This window comes from Desulfovibrio desulfuricans (assembly GCF_024460775.1).
Classification (GTDB): Bacteria; Desulfobacterota; Desulfovibrionia; order Desulfovibrionales; family Desulfovibrionaceae; genus Desulfovibrio; species Desulfovibrio desulfuricans_E.
The window spans coordinates 14628-32060 of the sequence record NZ_JANFYZ010000017.1 but is presented as its reverse complement, the minus strand read 5'-3'; the positions used below and the strand labels follow the sequence as shown (position 1 = coordinate 32060).

The 17433-nt window shown below is 57.3% G+C and carries 13 protein-coding genes; 3 read left to right on the top strand and 10 right to left on the bottom strand.

Going from position 1 to position 17433, the window contains the following annotated elements:
- Positions 1-191: 191 nt before the first annotated feature.
- From NE637_RS13935 to NE637_RS13920, 4 genes are all read right to left on the bottom strand, one after another.
- On the bottom strand, positions 192-1475 hold the full coding sequence (locus tag NE637_RS13935; protein ID WP_227119248.1) for an L-cysteine desulfidase family protein: 1284 nt from the start codon (positions 1473-1475) through the stop codon (positions 192-194).
- 47 nt (positions 1476-1522) lie between these two features.
- Positions 1523-2707, bottom strand: a complete 1185-nt coding sequence (locus tag NE637_RS13930; protein ID WP_215648042.1) for a dicarboxylate/amino acid:cation symporter — start codon at positions 2705-2707, stop codon at positions 1523-1525.
- 76 nt (positions 2708-2783) lie between these two features.
- Positions 2784-3158 (bottom strand): RidA family protein, encoded by a 375-nt coding sequence (locus tag NE637_RS13925; protein ID WP_215648043.1) that lies wholly within the window; start codon positions 3156-3158, stop codon positions 2784-2786.
- 163 nt (positions 3159-3321) lie between these two features.
- Positions 3322-4215 (bottom strand): helix-turn-helix transcriptional regulator, encoded by an 894-nt coding sequence (locus NE637_RS13920; protein WP_256267766.1) that lies wholly within the window; start codon positions 4213-4215, stop codon positions 3322-3324.
- Positions 4216-4240: 25 nt separating this feature from the next.
- On the opposite strand from NE637_RS13920, the gene NE637_RS13915 reads away from it, so the two are divergent.
- Together NE637_RS13915 and NE637_RS13910 are read left to right on the top strand one after the other, a co-directional pair.
- Positions 4241-4636 (top strand): TraR/DksA family transcriptional regulator, encoded by a 396-nt coding sequence (locus NE637_RS13915; RefSeq protein WP_192113396.1) that lies wholly within the window; start codon positions 4241-4243, stop codon positions 4634-4636.
- Positions 4637-4745: 109 nt separating this feature from the next.
- Entirely contained in the window at positions 4746-6500 is a 1755-nt protein-coding gene (locus NE637_RS13910; protein ID WP_192113395.1) for a bifunctional lysophospholipid acyltransferase family protein/GNAT family N-acetyltransferase, read from the top strand.
- Positions 6501-6768: 268 nt separating this feature from the next.
- Here NE637_RS13910 and NE637_RS13905 read toward each other — a convergent pair whose 3' ends face one another.
- Positions 6769-8430: a bacteriohemerythrin gene (locus tag NE637_RS13905; protein ID WP_192113394.1), complete on the bottom strand. Its 1662-nt coding sequence runs from the start codon at positions 8428-8430 to the stop codon at positions 6769-6771.
- Between the two features lie 98 nt (positions 8431-8528).
- On the opposite strand from NE637_RS13905, the gene yedF reads away from it, so the two are divergent.
- Positions 8529-9134 carry a sulfurtransferase-like selenium metabolism protein YedF gene (gene yedF, locus NE637_RS13900; protein WP_227119246.1) on the top strand — a complete coding sequence of 202 codons (606 nt, stop codon included), beginning with the start codon at positions 8529-8531 and terminating at the stop codon, positions 9132-9134.
- A 261-nt stretch (positions 9135-9395) separates the two neighbouring features.
- Here the strand turns inward: yedF and NE637_RS13895 are convergent, their stop codons facing one another.
- The 5 genes from NE637_RS13895 to NE637_RS13875 all read right to left on the bottom strand — a co-directional run bounded on the left by NE637_RS13895 (position 9396) and on the right by NE637_RS13875 (position 17084).
- On the bottom strand, positions 9396-10595 hold the full coding sequence (locus tag NE637_RS13895; RefSeq protein WP_192113392.1) for an iron-containing alcohol dehydrogenase: 1200 nt from the start codon (positions 10593-10595) through the stop codon (positions 9396-9398).
- Between the two features lie 555 nt (positions 10596-11150).
- Positions 11151-14150, bottom strand: coding sequence for a hypothetical protein (locus NE637_RS13890; protein ID WP_227119245.1), 3000 nt, complete (start codon positions 14148-14150; stop codon positions 11151-11153).
- Positions 14151-14677: 527 nt separating this feature from the next.
- Complete coding sequence (locus NE637_RS13885) at positions 14678-15460, bottom strand: hypothetical protein (protein ID WP_225530047.1); 783 nt, start codon at positions 15458-15460, stop codon at positions 14678-14680.
- Entirely contained in the window at positions 15457-15801 is a 345-nt protein-coding gene (locus NE637_RS13880; RefSeq protein WP_192113391.1) for a hypothetical protein, read from the bottom strand. The genes NE637_RS13885 and NE637_RS13880 overlap by 4 nt, the downstream gene beginning before the upstream one ends.
- A gap of 8 nt (positions 15802-15809) precedes the next feature.
- Positions 15810-17084 (bottom strand): YIP1 family protein, encoded by a 1275-nt coding sequence (locus NE637_RS13875; protein WP_192113390.1) that lies wholly within the window; start codon positions 17082-17084, stop codon positions 15810-15812.
- Between the last annotated feature and the right edge of the window lie 349 nt (positions 17085-17433).

The window sequence follows — 17433 nt, the reverse complement described above, 5'->3', positions numbered from 1 at the left end:
GCGGGGCGGGCTTTTGCGTACTGAAGTAGGCAACGCAGACAGAACTCATTGAACAGATTGCGGATTTGCCGCATCACAAAAAAGGCCCCTTCCACGCACCCTATCCATTACTGGTAAAGGCAACGACAGGAAGGGACCCTTGCAGCTCAGTTCTGGCCTTTTGCTACTGAGGGAATGCCGCTACAGCAAACTCAGCTTTTCGCCACCATGATGTCCAGCACCACGCGGTCGGCCTGAGCCATACCGTCGCAGCCCAGCCGGGCCAGATTGGCAATGCATTGTTCAATATCGTCTTCAACAATGCCTTCATTGCGGGTTACGCCCATGCCATCCATAGCCAGCATGGCAGATTGCACGCCCGCGCCCACCGCCGAAGCGACCTTCATGGCGCAACCGGTCTTGGCGCCATCGCAGATCATGCCCGCCACGTTGCCCACCATATTGCGGATGGTACGGTCAATCTGCTCTATCCCGCCGCCAAGCAGCATTACAATACCGCAGGCGGAGGCCATGCTGGCAACCGTAGCGCCGCATAAAGCCGATAGCCGCCCCAGACGATGCTTGACGTGAATTGAGGTAAGGTGGCTCATGATCAGTGCCCTTGCCAGGGCCTCGTCCCCTGCTTCCAGCCGCATGGCAAAGGCCACCACCGGCATGGTGCAGGTTATGCCCTGATTCCCGCTGCCGGAATTGCTCATCACAGGCATCATCACGCCGTCCATGCGCGCATCGGAAGCGGCAGCCGTCAGTTTGACCGCCAGGGTGGTCACATCGTCGGACATAAGACGTTTGCGGATATTGCCATCAATGGTGCGTCCTACCTGCAGGCCGTATTCCCGGGCCAGGCCTTCCAGAGCCACCGCTTCGTTGAGCCTCGCGGCTTCAAGAATAAAGCTGATGTCTTCAAAAGGCGCCTGCGTGGCAAACTCATGAATGGCGGCAATGGACAGCGGCCATTCTTCACTTTTTGCAGTGGTTGCGTCATCTGGCTGCTCGCGGCTGAACAGCACCTTTCCATCGCGCTCAATACGCACAATGTTGGTGTGCTCATGCTCAAGCACAGCCCGGCCTGTATGCCCCCCGCCTTCCACGAGAACTTCCGCGTACAGCAGGGGCGAGCCTTCGGCAATGCCCACATGGACGCGGCCGGCTTCGACCATATTGCGGCCAGCTTCGGCCTGTTCGGGCGTAAGCTCCGCCAGCACTTCAAGCCCGCGCGCTGCCTTTCCGCCAATCGCCCCAACAGCAGCGGCAATATTCATGCCCGTAGAGCCTGTGCCCGGCACGCCAACGCCCATGCCGTTTTTCAGCAAATTACCGCTAACGAGCACCTTTATGTTCTCGGGCTGGCAACCCAGAGCCTCAACGGCATGGGCAGCCGCCAGCGCCACAGCTACTGGCTCAGTGCAGCCTAGAGCGGGCACTACTTCCTTATGCAGCAGTTCAATAAAACTGGGCCACTGGGAATTGGGCATGTATACTTCCTCGCATTTATTGCAGGGGGTTGTTATATTCATAATTTTCAGGCTTGGCTGACCTTGCCTTTTGACCGGTTGAAAAGACCTTCCAGCATCAGGGCCATTGCGCCATCGCCGGTAACGTTGCAGGCTGTGCCAAAGCTGTCCTGCAGGGCAAATATGGCCAGCAGCAAGGCCACCCCGGCAGGATCAAAACCAAGCACGCTCACCACAATGCCAAGAGAAGCCATTACTGTACCGCCAGGCACGCCCGGAGCGCCGATGGCAAACACCCCAAACAGGGCAATGAATACCGCCATTGTCGCCGGGCTGGGCAAATAGCCATACAGCAACATGGAAATGGTCATGGCAAAAAAAGTTTCCGTCAACACAGAGCCGCAGAGATGGATTGTCGCCCCAAGGGGCACGGCGAACTCCACCATTTCTTTGGAAAGCACGGAAGATCGCGATGCGCAGGAAAGGGAAACCGGCAGCGTGGCCGCGCTGGACATGGTGCCAACAGCAGTAAGGTAGGCAGGGCCATAGTGGCGCAGCACCTCAAGGGGATTGCGACCAGACACAATACCGGCAATGGAGTACAGCACGGCAAGCCAGATGTAGTGCCCGAGCAACACGAGAATGATAACTTTCAAGAATACGGGAAGCTGCCGCGTGAGGCTGCCTTCGTAGGCAAGCCCGGCAAAGGTGGCGGCAATAAAGAGCGGCAACAGGGGAATAACCACGTTGCTCACGATCTTGAGCATGATAGCTTCCAGCTCGTCCAGCAGGCGCACCATGATTTCAGCTCGCGTCCACAGCGACGCTATGCCAATAAGAACAGCCGTTACCAAGGCTGTCATGACCGGCATGACCGGGGGGATATCCAGCTTGAAGAGCACATCAGGCAGAGGATGCAGGGCAGCCACCGCCGTGGGAACGGACAGATGGGGGATGATGGCGTATCCGGCGAGGCAAGACATGGTGGCCGCGCCTACTGAAGAAATGTAAGCAATGACCAGCGCCGCAATCAACATGCGGCTGGCGTTCTGTCCAAGCCGGGTAATGGCAGGCGCAATAAACGCAATGATAACGAGCGGCACGGTGTAAAAGATTATCTGGCCCAGAACATACTTGAGAGACATTACAACCTGCATGACATTTTCATTGGCCGCAAAACCGATCAGTGCGCCAATGACAATGCCTGCCAGCAGCTTGAGGATAAGGCCGAATTCGTTCTTGCTCTTGGACATGTGGTGTCTCCTGACGATGAAGTACCGTTCAGCGGCCCCATGCCGCCGATGCTCAGACAGCTAAGCCCACTTACGTCTACAGGACGGCGACTGCTTCAATCTCGACCTTTACTCCAAGAGGCAAGGCCGCTACCTGTACGCAACTCCGGGCAGGAAAAGGCTCTGCAAAATAGGTGGAGTACACCTGGTTTACAGCGGCGAAATCACCCATGTCAGCCAGAAACACCGTAGTTTTTACCACGCGGTCCATGCTGCTGCCGCCAGCTTCTACAACAGCCTTGACGTTTTCCAGCGACTGACGGGCCTGGGCAGCCACATCATCGGGCACAGCCTTGGTGGAAGGCTCAACGGGTATCTGGCCGGATGTAAAAAGAAGGGTGCCGCAGACCATCCCCTGAGAGTACGGGCCAATGGCTGCTGGGGCCTTTTCCGTTGCAATACGCTGAGACATTTGACGGATTCTCCTTAACAAGTTGTTAAAACAAGATGTTTTGCGCTGCCCCGTTAAGGAGACCATACGCCCTGCAAGCACAGCTATCGCAGTGAAATAAAATTATCTTGATAATAATTTTTTGTCAATGTGATAGAAAAAAATCATACCGCAGAAAACACCCTCAGGAAGAAACCCGCTGCAAATACCTGTAAACGGTGGCCTCTGACGCTGCCAGATGGCGCGCCACAACCGCCACAGCGCCTTTAAGCAAAAACACGCCCTTTTCGTTAAGGGTGCGTACAATAGCTATTTTTTCATCTGCCGTCATGCGATCCGGCGGGATATCCGCGCCATTCACCGCCTGCTGGATAATGCTGCTGGTCAGGTCTTCCAGCGATTCAGCAAATGTTTCAAGAGGATGTCCATTTTCAGCGTCCGACCTGGGCTTTTCCATTCGCGCCCGCGATATGAAGCGATCAAGCAGATCGCGCGCCTCAATCAGCGGGACCGCATCCATGTTGAGGCATAACATCCCAGCCAATGAACCATCGTCTTCACGGATAAAATACGTTGCCGAATGAAGCTGACGACCGTCCTTGCTCTGCGTTTTATAGCCCGTAATAAAAGGCGCGGTCATCCAGGTGCCGTCCTTGATAAGGCGTAACGCCATATCCGTAATGGGCGATCCCACGCGGCGTCCGCTTATATGGCTGTTGGCTATCGCAAGTACAGAGCTGTCCGGCCTGGTGGCATCGTGCAGCACGACTTCACAGTCAGCACCCAAAAAAGCGCCCAGAAAGTCCACAATAGGGATAAACCGCTCTAACGTTGAGGGCTTTCTATATTCGGACACAACTTCCTCCCTGGCTACATCATGATGATAAATTATACGCATGAGAAAATTATTGCACAAACACCCCCCTGTCAACAAATCTTCCCCTGAGTGAAGCCTGTTCAGAAAGCACAGACTCCGCCTCCACCACTTTGCCGCTAACATGACGCACAAATTCACATGGGCGTCACCATAACGCAAACCAGCACACTCATGATGCCCAAAGAGCAACAGTTCAACCATCGGAAATTCTCCGAAGGAGGCAGACATGGACAATTTGCACACTTTGCAGCGTCTTCAGGGCGAACTGAACGAAGAAATGCACCGTCTCACCCTGCTGCGCGATGTTTTTCAGGCCCAGCACTGCGCGGACGAACTGGACGCGGCCAGCCATCTTGAGGCGGCCCACATAGCCCATTGCAGCGCCCGCCGCAGTTCCCAACGCATCCGTGAACTCCAGAGCCTTGTGGCGCTCCTGCGGCACGGCGGCCCCCGCCGCTGCGAAGAATGCGGCGAGGAGATCCCCATTGCCCGCCTTATGGCCGCCCCAGGGGCGACACGTTGCTGCGAATGCCAGCAGAACATTGAAAACGACCTGCGCACAAACATGATCCAGATGAAGGCAACGCCGCTTCCTCAGGAAGTGTGCGCCGAATACTGCTAGGCTCCCGAATTTTACCATCGCCCGGACCGGCGCACCACAAGACGCAGAAAACGGAACCAGCCGAGCATGCGCCCACGCGCATGCCCAGCCCAAGCACAGGAGAATCCCCATGCCCGGCAATGCTGATATTTTACCCCTTGCACCTGGCCGCCCGCTGGTCAGAAGCGTCGGGCGGCTGGCCCGCGCCCTGGCCCGTCAGCTTTCGGGTTTTGCCCGGTTGGAAAAGATGGCCGACACACTGCCCCAGTGCGGCGATCCTCAAACCTTTGCCACCGCCTGCCTCACCGCGCTGGATGTGCATACGGAATGCCTGCGCGGCGATCTGGAGCGCATCCCTGCCCGAGGGCCGGTGGTGCTTTTTGCCAACCATCCCTCCGGCGCGCTTGAAGGGTTGATGCTTGCAGCCCTCTGCGGCAAGGCACGTCCCGATCTCAAAATTCTTGCCAGCGATGCCTTGCTGCGCATTCCCCAACTGGCGCAGCTTGCCCCCATGCTGCTGCCCCTGAATCTTTCTGGCGGCGCAGCCGCCAACGCCGCGGTGCTGCGCACTGCCATGACCCACCTGCGATCGGGCGGAGCACTGGGTATTTTCCCTTCCGGGAGCGTGGCCCGCTGGCAATTTGGACGCGGCATTGCGGAACAGCCATGGTCACGCCTGCTCAGCAGGCTTGGCGGTCGCAATGCCGATATCCCCGGCCTGAATTTTGTCCCCCTGCATATGTCCGTACGGCAGAATCCCCTCTTTATCGCCGCAACAGCGCTCAAGGAGAACGTGGGCGAGGCCCTGTTGCCCAATACCTTGTTCAAACAACGGGGAAGCACTGCCCGCATGATCGTGGGCGAGGCCATCCCCGCAGAAATTCTGACGGGGCTGAACCATGAGCAGCGCACCCACTGTCTGGGGCTTTGCCGTTCTGCCCTAGGCTCTGAACACGGCGCAGCCGGGCACGCAGCCAACTGCCAGCCCCTGGCCCCTGCCGCGGCCAAGATGGATATAATGGTCAGCCTTGCCGCCCTGCCGGAAAACCGCATGCTGGCCCGCGAAGGCCGCTACTGCGTCTATCTGCTTGAGGGCGACGAATCGCCCCTGCTGCTGGACGAACTGACCAGAAGGCGCGAAGAAGCCTTCCGCGCGCTGGGTGAAGGATCGGGACAGGCGCGGGATACCGACCGCTACGACCCCCTGTATTCACACCTTCTGCTCATGGACGAAGAAGGCAAAAACATTGCCGGTTCATACCGGGCACGCGTGGTGCGACCAGAAGGAACCTGGCAGTATGACAAAAAGCGCCTCTATACTGCCTCGCTCTTTGAATACGAGCCGGAATTTTTCCGCCAGTGCGGAAATGCACTGGAACTGGGGCGCGCCTTTGTCTGCCCCGAATACCAGCGCGATTACACGCCCCTGCTTCTGCTGTGGAAGGGCATTGGGCAGATGGCCCTGCGCAATGGCGTGCGTACTCTTTTTGGCCCTGCCAGCATTGGCCTCAACTATCGCCCGCAATCGGTAGACCTGCTCTGGCGGCACCTGCGCCTGCGCCATTGGGATACCCCCCTGGCAAGCATGGTACGTGGCAAACAGCCCCGCAAACTGCGCGAAGAACTGCCCTTTGCCCAGCACCTTGATTACAAGTCCGTCAACGCGCTGGTGCGGCAGATGGAGGGGGGGCGCACCCTGCCCATACTTTTTAAACACTACCTGCAACTGGGCGGGCGCATTGCCGCCTTTCACGAAGACAGAACCTTTGGCACCCTTGATGCCCTGCTGGTGGTGGATCTGCTCAACGCGCCCGACAAACAGTTGCGCCGCTATGTGGGAGAGGAAGGCATGCGCAGGCTGCGCGAGGGCAGCTGGCCCGCATAGGACAGACGAGCATCTGGATATTCATGAGGGAAGGCCCTTTCGCAGTCCTGCCCTGAAATTTTATCCCAGCATCAAACGATGGCAGTAAGCCCCAGTGAAACTGGGCAACAACAGATAGTAGTCTGACGCGCCATCTGCGCACAGGGGCCATCACGCAAGCCCGGGCGTGACGGCCCCTTTTTCTGCAAGCCCTGCACACAAGCAAAGAAGCCCCGAAAGGGGCTTCTTTGCTTGCACAAAACATCTTCGATTTTCATGACTGACGGTTTTACGCTGGTTCCTTGTCCTCGGGCTTGAGGTAGGGCAGATAGGTGGGGTCAGTGCCCATGATGTGCTGTACCAGCCAATCCTTGAGAAAGGTCAGCAAATCCATGCTCACGGTGGCGGTGCCCATACGCAACTGCTCTTCCACTTCATCCAGCTTGGCAACAAACTTTTTATGGATCTTCATGTGTTCCGCTGCGGCCTTGTAGGCGGGGACATTGAACAGTTTTTCTTCATCGCCAAAATGGGTGGCCGTGTAATCGCGCAGTTTTTTGAGCACACCGATCATTTCAGACACGGGCTTGTTATGCGTCATGGCCTGATGCAGTTCGTTGATATACTCCACCAGCAGTTTGTGTTCTCTGTCCACCAGGGGGACGTGCAGCTCAAGCTTGGGCGTCCACTCCACAAACTTGTCGGAGAGGGCCTGGTCAAAATCGCCTGCAACAAGCGCGTTGACGATCATATCCAGCTCTTCCATGCCGCTCTGGAAGGTCAGCAGCGAGGCCGTAAACATCTCCATGTTTTTGGAGGTGCTTTCTGCCACCTCTCGGACTTCTTCCAGCGCGCCGCTGGTTCCAGTGCTCTGCTCGGACTGCTCAGCGGCACCGGCAGCGATGCTGGCGAGGTGCCCGGCGGTATCCGCCATGCTCTGCAGAATAGCACGCATCACATCACCGGCATTGGTGGCCTTGTCTGCCGCGTCCACGCTCAGTTGCGCGGCCTTGTCCACAGTCAGCACATTGCGCCGGGTTTCATCCTGAATGGCCTTTACGGCCTCCTCGACTTCCTTGGTGGCGCCCATGGTTTTTTCAGCCAGCTTGCGCACCTCGTCGGCCACCACGGCAAATCCGCGCCCGGCCTCGCCAGCGCGCGCCGCTTCAATGGCGGCGTTGAGGGCCAGCAGATTGGTCTGATCTGCCACTTCGTTGATGACGCTCATGACCTGACCGATATTGCTGGCTTTTTCGCCCAGCCCGGCCATGGCTTCCTTGAGTTGCACGATGGTGTCGCGCACACTGTCAATGGAGCCAACTGCGCCTTCCACTTCCTGTTCGCCCGTGGCGGCGCTGGCGCTTGAATTCTGGGCGTTTTCCGAGAGTTCACGCACACGCAGGGAGGCCTGACTGGCAGAATCGGCCACGCGCTCCATAGCCGCGCCTGTTTCCACAAGTCTGTCGCGCTGCACGGCAACGCCGCCATTTACGTCCGTAATGAGGCTGGCAAGCTTGCGCATGTCGCCAGAAAGTCTGGTGCACACCGAATGGGCCTTGTGCAGGGCAATAATGCCCTTTTCACGCCGTTTGCGCAAAGTTACGACAAGTTCCTCAGACTCCTTGAGCTGCTTGGCAAGTTCGCTGTTCTGCGCCTGCAAGGATTCCACAACCTGAGCGTCCGCCTTGGTCTTCAGCGTTTCGCGCAGGCTTTCAATGCACTGCATGGCCCGCTGTTCCACATCGCCATCAGCCGCAGGCGCTGAAGCCTGAGCGTCGAGATACTGCGCCAGACGGGCAGCGCGGGAACGCCCACTCAGCCAGAGCCAGATGTTTGCACCGGCGCAGACAAAAATAATGCCGACTACCAGCCAGCTCATACCCTGTATACCGCCAAAAACGGCCAAACCGCCCAAAGCGGCAATGATTACTACCTGAAGCGCAATGCCCATATATGCCTACCTTAGTTTATCTTGCTTATCGGCTTTTTTCTAACTACCCTTACCCCTAATAGTTGTAAATCTCGTATATCATGAACAGGAGAATATTCATGGAACAATTAGATTGCAGAGGGCTGGCCTGCCCCCAGCCCGTCATGCGCACCCGCGATGCCCTGGCAGCAGGAACAAATGCCCTTGAAGTACTGGTAGATAATGAGCCCGCGCGGGAAAACGTGCGACGTTTTCTGGAGGGTCGCGGCTTTACTGTTGCCGCCAGCCAGGAAGGCCCCGACTGCTGGCGCATCACGGCAAGTGCTGGTGAATCTGCGGCATCCGCCCCTCAGCAGGCTGCGGAAGCATCCCGCCCTCTGGGCGAAACCAACAAGACGCTGGTGCTCATCACCACTGAGACCATTGGCCGTGGCGACGATGGGCTGGGCGCAAAACTTATGGGCAATTTTGTGGCAACCCTGCCGGAACTTGGCCCTCGCCTGTGGCGCATTGTGCTGATCAACGGCGGTGTCAAGCTGGCATCCCAGCCTGGCCCTGCGCTGGATGCCCTGGAAAAGATGGCAGCCGATGGCGTTTCTGTGCTTGTGTGCGGCACCTGCCTTGCGCACTTTGGCCTGCTGGAAGCCAAGCAAGTGGGCGATACCTCAAATATGCTCGATATTGTCACCAGCCTTGATCTGGCGGACAAAGTCATCCGCCCCTGAGCCACCGCCCCTCGGGCATGGGCTGCCTTACCACGCAAAAAGCGGCATGGTTTCCATGCCGCTTTTTGCGTGGAGCAAAGCCACATCGTTTTTTCATTTCATACTGCTGTCAGGCACTGGGTGCTGAGGGGCGTAAACCACAACGCAAAGCAAGAAAAACGGCGCGGAAAGCCCGCGCCGTTTTTCATACCACGATGTCTGCCAATGGCCTGCCCCACCGGGGGCATCAGGCAAACGGCCTACATTCTGGAGGACACTGTATTACAGGGCCGCCTTGTAGATAGCCGCCACAGCCGCATCCGTCATGGAGCGGGGGTTGGTAAGGCCGCAGGCGTCCTTCTGGGCGTTGGCGGTCATGGTGGGGATATCGGCTTCGCGTACTTCCTTGCCGTACTTCTTGCCAAGGGCGATCAGGCCATCAGGGATACCCACGTCCTTGGACAGGATGTTGATGGCGGTGATGGCTTTGCGCGAGGCTTCGTCAGCGCTGATGCCCTGGGTGAGTTCGCCCAGGAGCTGGGCAATGCGGCCAAAGCGGCGGCGGCTGGAGATACGGTTGTATTCGCACACATGGGGCAACAGGATGGCGTTGCATTCGCCGTGGGGCAGGTCATAGAAACCGCCAAGCTGGTGAGCCATGGCGTGCACGTGGCCGAGGCTGGCGTTGTTGAAAGCCATACCAGCCAGATACTGGGCATAGCACATGCCTTCGCGGGCTTCCTTGTCCCGGCCGTTGGCAACGGCGCGGCGCAGGTAACGGTTGATGTATTCCATGGCCTTTTCAGCGCAGGCATCGGTCATGGGCGTGGCAGCGGTGGAAACATAGGCTTCCACAGCGTGGGTCAGGGCGTCCATGCCGGTGGCCGCGGTCAGGGCCGGGGGCATGCCCATCATCAGAACGGGATCGTCAATGGCCACGCTGGGGGTACAGCGCCAGTCAACAATGGCCATTTTCACCTTGCGGGAGGTATCGGTGATGATGCAGAAACGCGTCATTTCAGAGGCGGTGCCAGCGGTGGTATTAACAGCAACATACGGAGGGAAGGGCTTTTTGGACTTGTCCACGCCCTCATAGTCATGAATTTTGCCACCGTTGCCAGCCAAAAAGCCTACGCCCTTGCCGCAGTCATGCGAGCTGCCGCCACCAAGGGTAACGATGCTGTCGCACTTTTCCTTTTTGTACAGGTCAAAAGCTTCTGCAACGTTTTTGTCCGTGGGGTTCGGGATGGTCTTATCGTATATGGCATACTTCATCTTGGCGGCATCAAGGATGTCGGTGATCACTTTAAGGATACCGGCATTAACGATACCCTGGTCAGTTACAACCAGCGGCTTCGCACCATTGATGCTCTTCAATCGAGCAGGAATCTCTTTGGAACATCCCTCGCCCACCAGGGTGACGTTGGGGATAAAGAACGAGGTGATCTGACCCATATGCATGCTCTTAAGATCCGTACTCATTCGTAACTCCTTTTGTTATACAGAACGATATCAGTGTGAAATGCTCTGTCGTAAGTATGAAAGACTCCTGTGGGGAAAAATATACCATATAAAAAGCCAATGCAAGCATAACAAAGCATTTAGTTAGTTCTTTTTTTCCTTTTAGTTTCACATTCAAAAGTTCTTTTTTGCACAAGCAACTAGAGTGTAAAATTATTTTTTGCACAAGCACACCTTTGATTGATTGACCACACAATGCACCCGCTTAAAATAAAACCGTGAAAAAACAGATGACTAACCGTTTTGCATTGTACTTTTGCCGCAACAACAAAAAAACCACCGGAGCAGGTGAACCTGCAACGGTGGTTTGAAGACGGGAACCGCGTCGTTCCCATACTTCCGGTGTGTGCTGGCGCTGCCTGTCAGGCAGGAGCGCCTTGTGCCCGGCGCAAAGGCAACTGCCCGCGCCCGCTGTATGATTTATTCAGATGATGCCTGCGCAGCAGGCATCATCTGTTCTCTTGCTGCCGTTTGGCCTATATCTGGCTTCCTGGCGCCAACTGCAACCGCAATGGCTTAGAACGTTCCCGGTTCCCGCATTTTTCCGGGGCGACACAGACGGCTTAGCCGCCTCAGATATTCTTTACGCTTATCGAGATAAAAAGCCAGTGGCCGGGAGAAATTACGCCCAAGCAATCCGTCCACCAGCATCTGGCTGACCTCGCGCTCACGCGTCAGCACAAGCTGCGCCCGCGCAAGCACGTTGCGGTCAGCCTCGGGCATGGCCCTGGCAATCTGCCGGAAGGCATCCTGCGCGCGGGGCTGATAGAACCATATATACATGAGGTCAAGGGCGTTAATGATGAAAGCCCGTTCAAGCTCCTTGCCCATCACCCCGCCGCTGCCCTGCAAGCCGCCGGATTTTGCCAGTTTGATAAGAGCGTCTTCGTCAGGAAACAGCAATTCCAGGCGCGTGTAGCAGTCAAAAACATTGGCAAGCTTGCTGCGATAATCCCATCTGCGCATGCGCAGGTTCACCTGGCTGTCGGCATAACCCTCAATGAGAGCGGCAACCGAATCCGAGGCCATCTTGGAAATAACCGCGGCGCTCGGCACAAGATACATGGCCGGATTATCCACTCCCAGCAGAAAGGCCACCTGATACAGCACCCAGTTGTACAGCGACGACACCGGGATGGCCAGAAGGCTGCGAAACAGATTGCCGATGGATGCCTCTTTGGGAAAGCCGCGAAACACATTGTGCGCGCACAAATAGATGCCGTTAACAAGGCTGAGCACGCCAAAGACCATCCAGGGGTTCTGGGCTGCTGTAATGCCGAGTGTTTTGTCGAGCAGCAGCACACGCACCAGCATTTCAAGCAGCAGCACTGAAAAACCCGTGAACATGAGCGAATCGCACAAGCGGCTCACGTTGACCTGATCTTTCCAGTGAATGAGCGTGGAACGCGTTGCCCCCTTGGCAGCCATGACCATCTGCACCACGTTGCGGAATCCCGTAATGCCAAACCAGATAAAGGTGCCGCACCAGGCGAGGAACCACCAGTTCTGCGTATACATAAAGGAAAAAAACGCAGGGCAGAAGCCCATGAGCACCTTGAGGCAATTGCTTACAGAACTGTTAAAGTAGGCTGGCCCCAGAGGTTCGCTGCTGCCCTTTTCGCAGGCTTTGCCCAAAAGGCCGTTGCCGCAGGCAAGGCTCAAACCGCCAAGATTGAGCACGTTGCCCTTGGTGCAGATGCGAAAGTCCACGCTGGCGGTCTTCCAGACAGACTGGCGTTCCATACCCAGATGGCGGCAGCCCGGCAGATGACGCAACAGCCGCAAGGCCTTTTGCCAGGGCGAAGGATTGCGGGGTTTGCTGTAACGCACGCATTCTTCAACCGGCGAGCACACGGGAATATCCGGCTGTTTTTGATCCCTTGCATAAAATTTGCGGCTGCGGGCAGGCAGGGTTTCGCGCAGCACAAACCCCATACCATAGGAATCGCGGCTCACCGAGCTTGTACCAAGGCGTGAACCAAGGGGCTTGTTGCGATAGTGCTCCCACAATTTCGGCACGTTGTGCAGAATATGGCGGAACTTTGCCGCGCGCTCCTCATCCTGGGTGCTCATACGGCGCACCATCGTGCGGATCATCTGTTTCACACGCGGGCCAAGCCCTTCATTGAGGGCCTGCTGCAACTCGCTGATGGCCTTGAGGCAGGAGTGCTTGCCTTCCATCCAGCCGCGCATGTTGAAAATTTCCAGATGGCTGATGCTGCCCCGGCTGTCCCACAAAAGTTCCGCCACGTCTTCCACGCTCAGCCCCTTGGTGGTCAGCACAAGGCGGTAGCCGGGGTTCAGTTCCGAAAGCTCGCGGGTAATGTCGCCCACAGAGAGTTGCATGAGCGGCGGCAGGTCGCCGTGCGCGCAGGGTTTGTTGAGGTCGGGCATTTCCGGGTGTTCCTGGGGCGAAAGCCAGTGGTCGGCGATGTATTCAGCGCTCAGGTTGTCCAGAAAAACCAGTTCGGCCCTGGCCTCTTCACTATCGCTCTCAAGCAACAGGGCTGCGCGTTCACGCAGCGAGGGCTGCACATGCGCATGCAGCGCCTCGGCAAGATGCAGTCCAGAGGCCTGCCCCCGGCCCACATGCCGCGAAAAACCCTCGCCGGTCAGTTCCGGCACAGGCACTCCCCACTGGGCTTCAAGCTGCGGGCGCTGGATCTCGTTCCAGAGCGCAAGGCTTTCGAGCACGCGTTCACGACGCCAGCGCAGCACCTCGCGGCCCCGCTTCATGAGTTCGGCAACCTTGGGGCTGTGCAAAAACTCCAGAAAATCCTCGTTGGAGCTGAAACCACGAGGAATCCAGAACAGACTGATGAAGCGCCCGTAAAAAGGCAGATGAAATTCCAGACCAATACGCACGCCGATGCCGGTGATTTCCGCTGCGCGCAGAATTTCGCGCGCTGCCTCGGGCTGCACCCAGTATTCATAGGCAACAGTAAGGGAACGCATACCCTTGATCCATGCGTCCATGATCAGGTGGGTGGGTGTTTTGCGGCCCTTGGTATTGGCGTCATACACATGGTCGTCAAAAGCGAGCTGATTCCAGCTTTCGGGCATTTCAGGCAGATGATAGCGCGCAAGCATGCGGCGCACCACGCGCGGCGTTCCCTGCACGGTGCGACGAAAATCGTGCGCCAGCTTGAGCTGCTCAAGCTGGTTGCCGTGGGCGCGCACCATGCTCTTCATGATCTGCATGAGGGCGCGCGCGGTGTTGCGACGCAGGGCCGAATGGGCGCTGTTGAGCACTTCATCATACAGGGTCTTGAGGGCAAGCAGGCGGTCGCGAGCCTGTGTACGGCCTGCCTGAAGGTTCCGCAGCAGGTTTATAACGGCATAAGCCATGCGCGAAACAGGCGATGCCACCAGTTCCTTGATGCCGTGCGGGTGCAGGCTGGGATCAAAAAGAAATGTGTCCGACTGTTTGCCATCGGATTCCAGAATACGGTTGACCAGAGCCAGGATGTCCCTGTCCTGCTTGTCAAAATAAATACCTTGCATCTTCGCGCACACGGCGGATCTCCTTTCTGCCGCTTCCCATTCAGCCAAATCCATTGGGGGAATGATCGGCAAGGAACTGTTCCCGCCTACCTATGCGGCCTTTTGCTGGCAAAAGGCCGGAGCCAAGACGGATGCGGCCGCGGTGACGCAGCGCGCAAACTGCTTGTGACGGAGTGAACAGCCCTAGTATTTCTTATTACTTACCCTGTGACAATAGCTTCGTCAAACAGAGCTTTTTCCTTACCACTCAAAAAGTTAGGAGCGGGGCATCACTGCCCCGCTCCAGCTTGACGGCAAAACCCGCATGGCGGGCTGTAACATATCGGCGGCGGCAAAACTGCCTTACCGAAAAAATCAAAAGACAGAATGGCAAAGCCGCACCACAAACTTTATCTGTCAGATATTGCTGGCAGTATTCTTTTTTACACGGCAAACACACCCACAAAGCTAACCTGACGCTACAGTTGCCCACTCCGCAGAAAGTTCAAAAAAGTACAATCACTGCGTCATATGAGGGACGGCAACGGATTGGTATACGCCTAAAAGGCCTTGGAGCCAAATACCGTATCCCAGAACGACTTTTCCTTGGACGAAGGATCAACCCAGGCCAGAACTTCGCGACCCATATCCCACGCCAGCGAGCGGGCGATAAAGCCCGATGGGTCGCCGGGGTTGCGCTCCCTGATGGAGAAAAGATAAAAATCATGCACCTGCCGGGCTTCCATCAGCCCGCCCTGCGCCATGGACCAGAGCAAGGTGCCGGAGCGCGCGTCATAGACTTCCATAGCCAGCGAAAGCGAACTGGAGCCAGTGCTGCCGCCGTCCATGTAGTGATTGATGTACCCCCCGACCACCATTTCCGCGCCGCGCTGGCGGGCCAGGGCTATGGCACGGGAGGGTTCGTACGGCGCGCCCTGCGGCGCATACTCAAGAGCCTGAAAGGCATTGAGCGAAAGCCAGACCTGCCAGACCTGCCGCGAAAGCATCTCGCTGAAGCTCACGGCATTGGCTATCTGCTGCGTGGCACGCAAGGGCACGAACAGGGCGCGGGGTCGCCTCCCCAGAACCATCTGCGGCGCCACGTAAATGGCAGGAGGCTGACGGCGCACAAAGTTGTTTATCTGAAACTGAAAAGGCGTACCGAAGTCGCCAGTGACGCTCACCGACCTGCGGCTGTCGTCTGGCGGCGAAGAACAGCCGCCGAGGAGCGTGAACAAAAGCGTTGCCAGAATCGTAGCTGTGACCAGCACCAGCGCAAGAGGCCCGCGCTGGCGCGACACCGCGCCGCCCAAGCCGCAAAACCGGGTATACAGATGGTTCATTGCGTTTTCTCCGAGGCCAGACATGCATTTTGCATGGAATCGAGCAGCTTTTCCCTGGCCTGCGCCAGGCTGTCGTGCAGATCGCGGCGTTTTTCTGCCGGGATGGTGCAAAACGAGGTCTGGCGGGTCATCTGCACAAGGCTGCGCATTTCCCGCTCCAGCTGCGCCAGATGGAGCGATTCCGCTTCCGTCAGCGCAATGCTTCTTCCGGCCAGTTCCGCCAGATGCCCAAGGTCTTCGGCCTTGGCGCGAATGGTGTCTGGCCTGATGCTTGCGCCATATTTACGACAATTGCGAAATTCATGCCAGAATAGCGCAATTCTTCGCCAAAAGCGGGCCATGGCAATCCTCAGAATTGGGCAGCCTTCATCACCTGCAGCAACAGCGGCGCGAGCAGCAGCACTACAGGGGCAAAGCCCATGAAGGTCTGCGGCCACGTAAGATTAAGAACCGTGCGGCACCCAACAAGGACGCAGGCGATCATCCAGATAAAGCCCACAATGGAGCCCAGCAGGGGCACCACGCACAAAAGCGAGGGTGCTGCCGCATAGGCCGCCACCTGAAACACCAGCGAGAATTCGGGCCTTTTGCCCGTTATGAAGCCATAGGTAAAATGCATCAGCGCCGACAGCACGTAGAGCTGCACCACAGAAACGCCGGTTTTGATCAGGATGGTCATGGGCAGGCTGAGCTGGGGCGAAAGCAGGATGAGCATTTTTTCCAGCTCGGGGTCAGAAGCGGCGCTGGGGGCCATGAGCGAAAGAAAGATGCCCGACCACACCCTTTCAATAATAACCTGAATGACGCTGATGATCAGATAGAACACCAACGGCCGCACCTGCGAGGATTCCGCCCGCATATGGGCAAAGAAATTGTGCGCGCCAAACATGACCCGCATGCAGGTGTGATAAAAGGCGGATATCCAGCCATCCGGCTCAGGCGCGGCATCCCAGGGATTTGCTGGGCCGTGCTGCCCATCGTCCTGATTGTCTTCGCGGTCGTTTTCAAAACGCGAGGATTCACGCGCATAGGCGGCGCTGGCATTACGGCTGTCATCAGCATCATCGTCAGCCGAGCCAAAAAGCCCGCGCTGCGAGTTGCGTTTCTGCTGATTGTCGTCATCCCGGTCGCCAGCGCGTTTTTCACTGCCCTTATCGTCACGCTGACCAAAAATATTTTTGCCGCCCAGCAGCCCCCACAGATTACCTATATGCCTTTCTTCCCCAGTATCCGCCTGAGGAAATTTTCTGCCAGATTGCGGCTTTTGCGCGGGTTCACGGCTCTCGCCCCGCTCGTCGTCGGCACATGAGGGTTTCTGCACGGAATGACCGGGAACGATGGCCCCAGGGGGCAATGGATCATCATCGCCCGACTGCCAGGCTCCCCGCCCATGCTGTTCCGCACCCAAATTTTCGGGCCGCGCATCGGCGGCTTCGGAATCACCGCTGTGCGCAGGATTTTCAACGGGGTGTTCCGGCTCGGACAAAACATCCATGACCCCGACGCCGGGAACCAGACGGAACCGGCAGGCGCAGTGCGGGCATGTGGCTATAACTGCCTTGGAAGGCAGGCGATCGGCGGGCAATTCACGGCTGAAACCGCAACGCGGGCAAGTAATATTCACAAAAAGCTCCTAGGCTGACCGGTAACACCGGCACATAATTCACCGTCACTTTAGCCGCAGGCACCCATACTGGCAAGTGCCGCCTGCCTTCTTGCAACATTGCGGCGCAGGGTTCGGGCCGCAAAGCCTGTACCCCTGATTTTGCAGCGCTGCGAGCCACTGAGCGCCTGGCGATGTTGTTGACAGCACAATGAACAACGTCTACTTTGGCGGCTCAAGGGGAGTAACTGGGTTCTTGAAACCCTGGCGACATCAACAGCATGGCCTCATGGCCTGGTGTCGCCGTCGGTATAGCCGATTAGTGAGACCTTGGCGTTACATCGCCAAGGTCTTTTTTATTTTTAAGGAG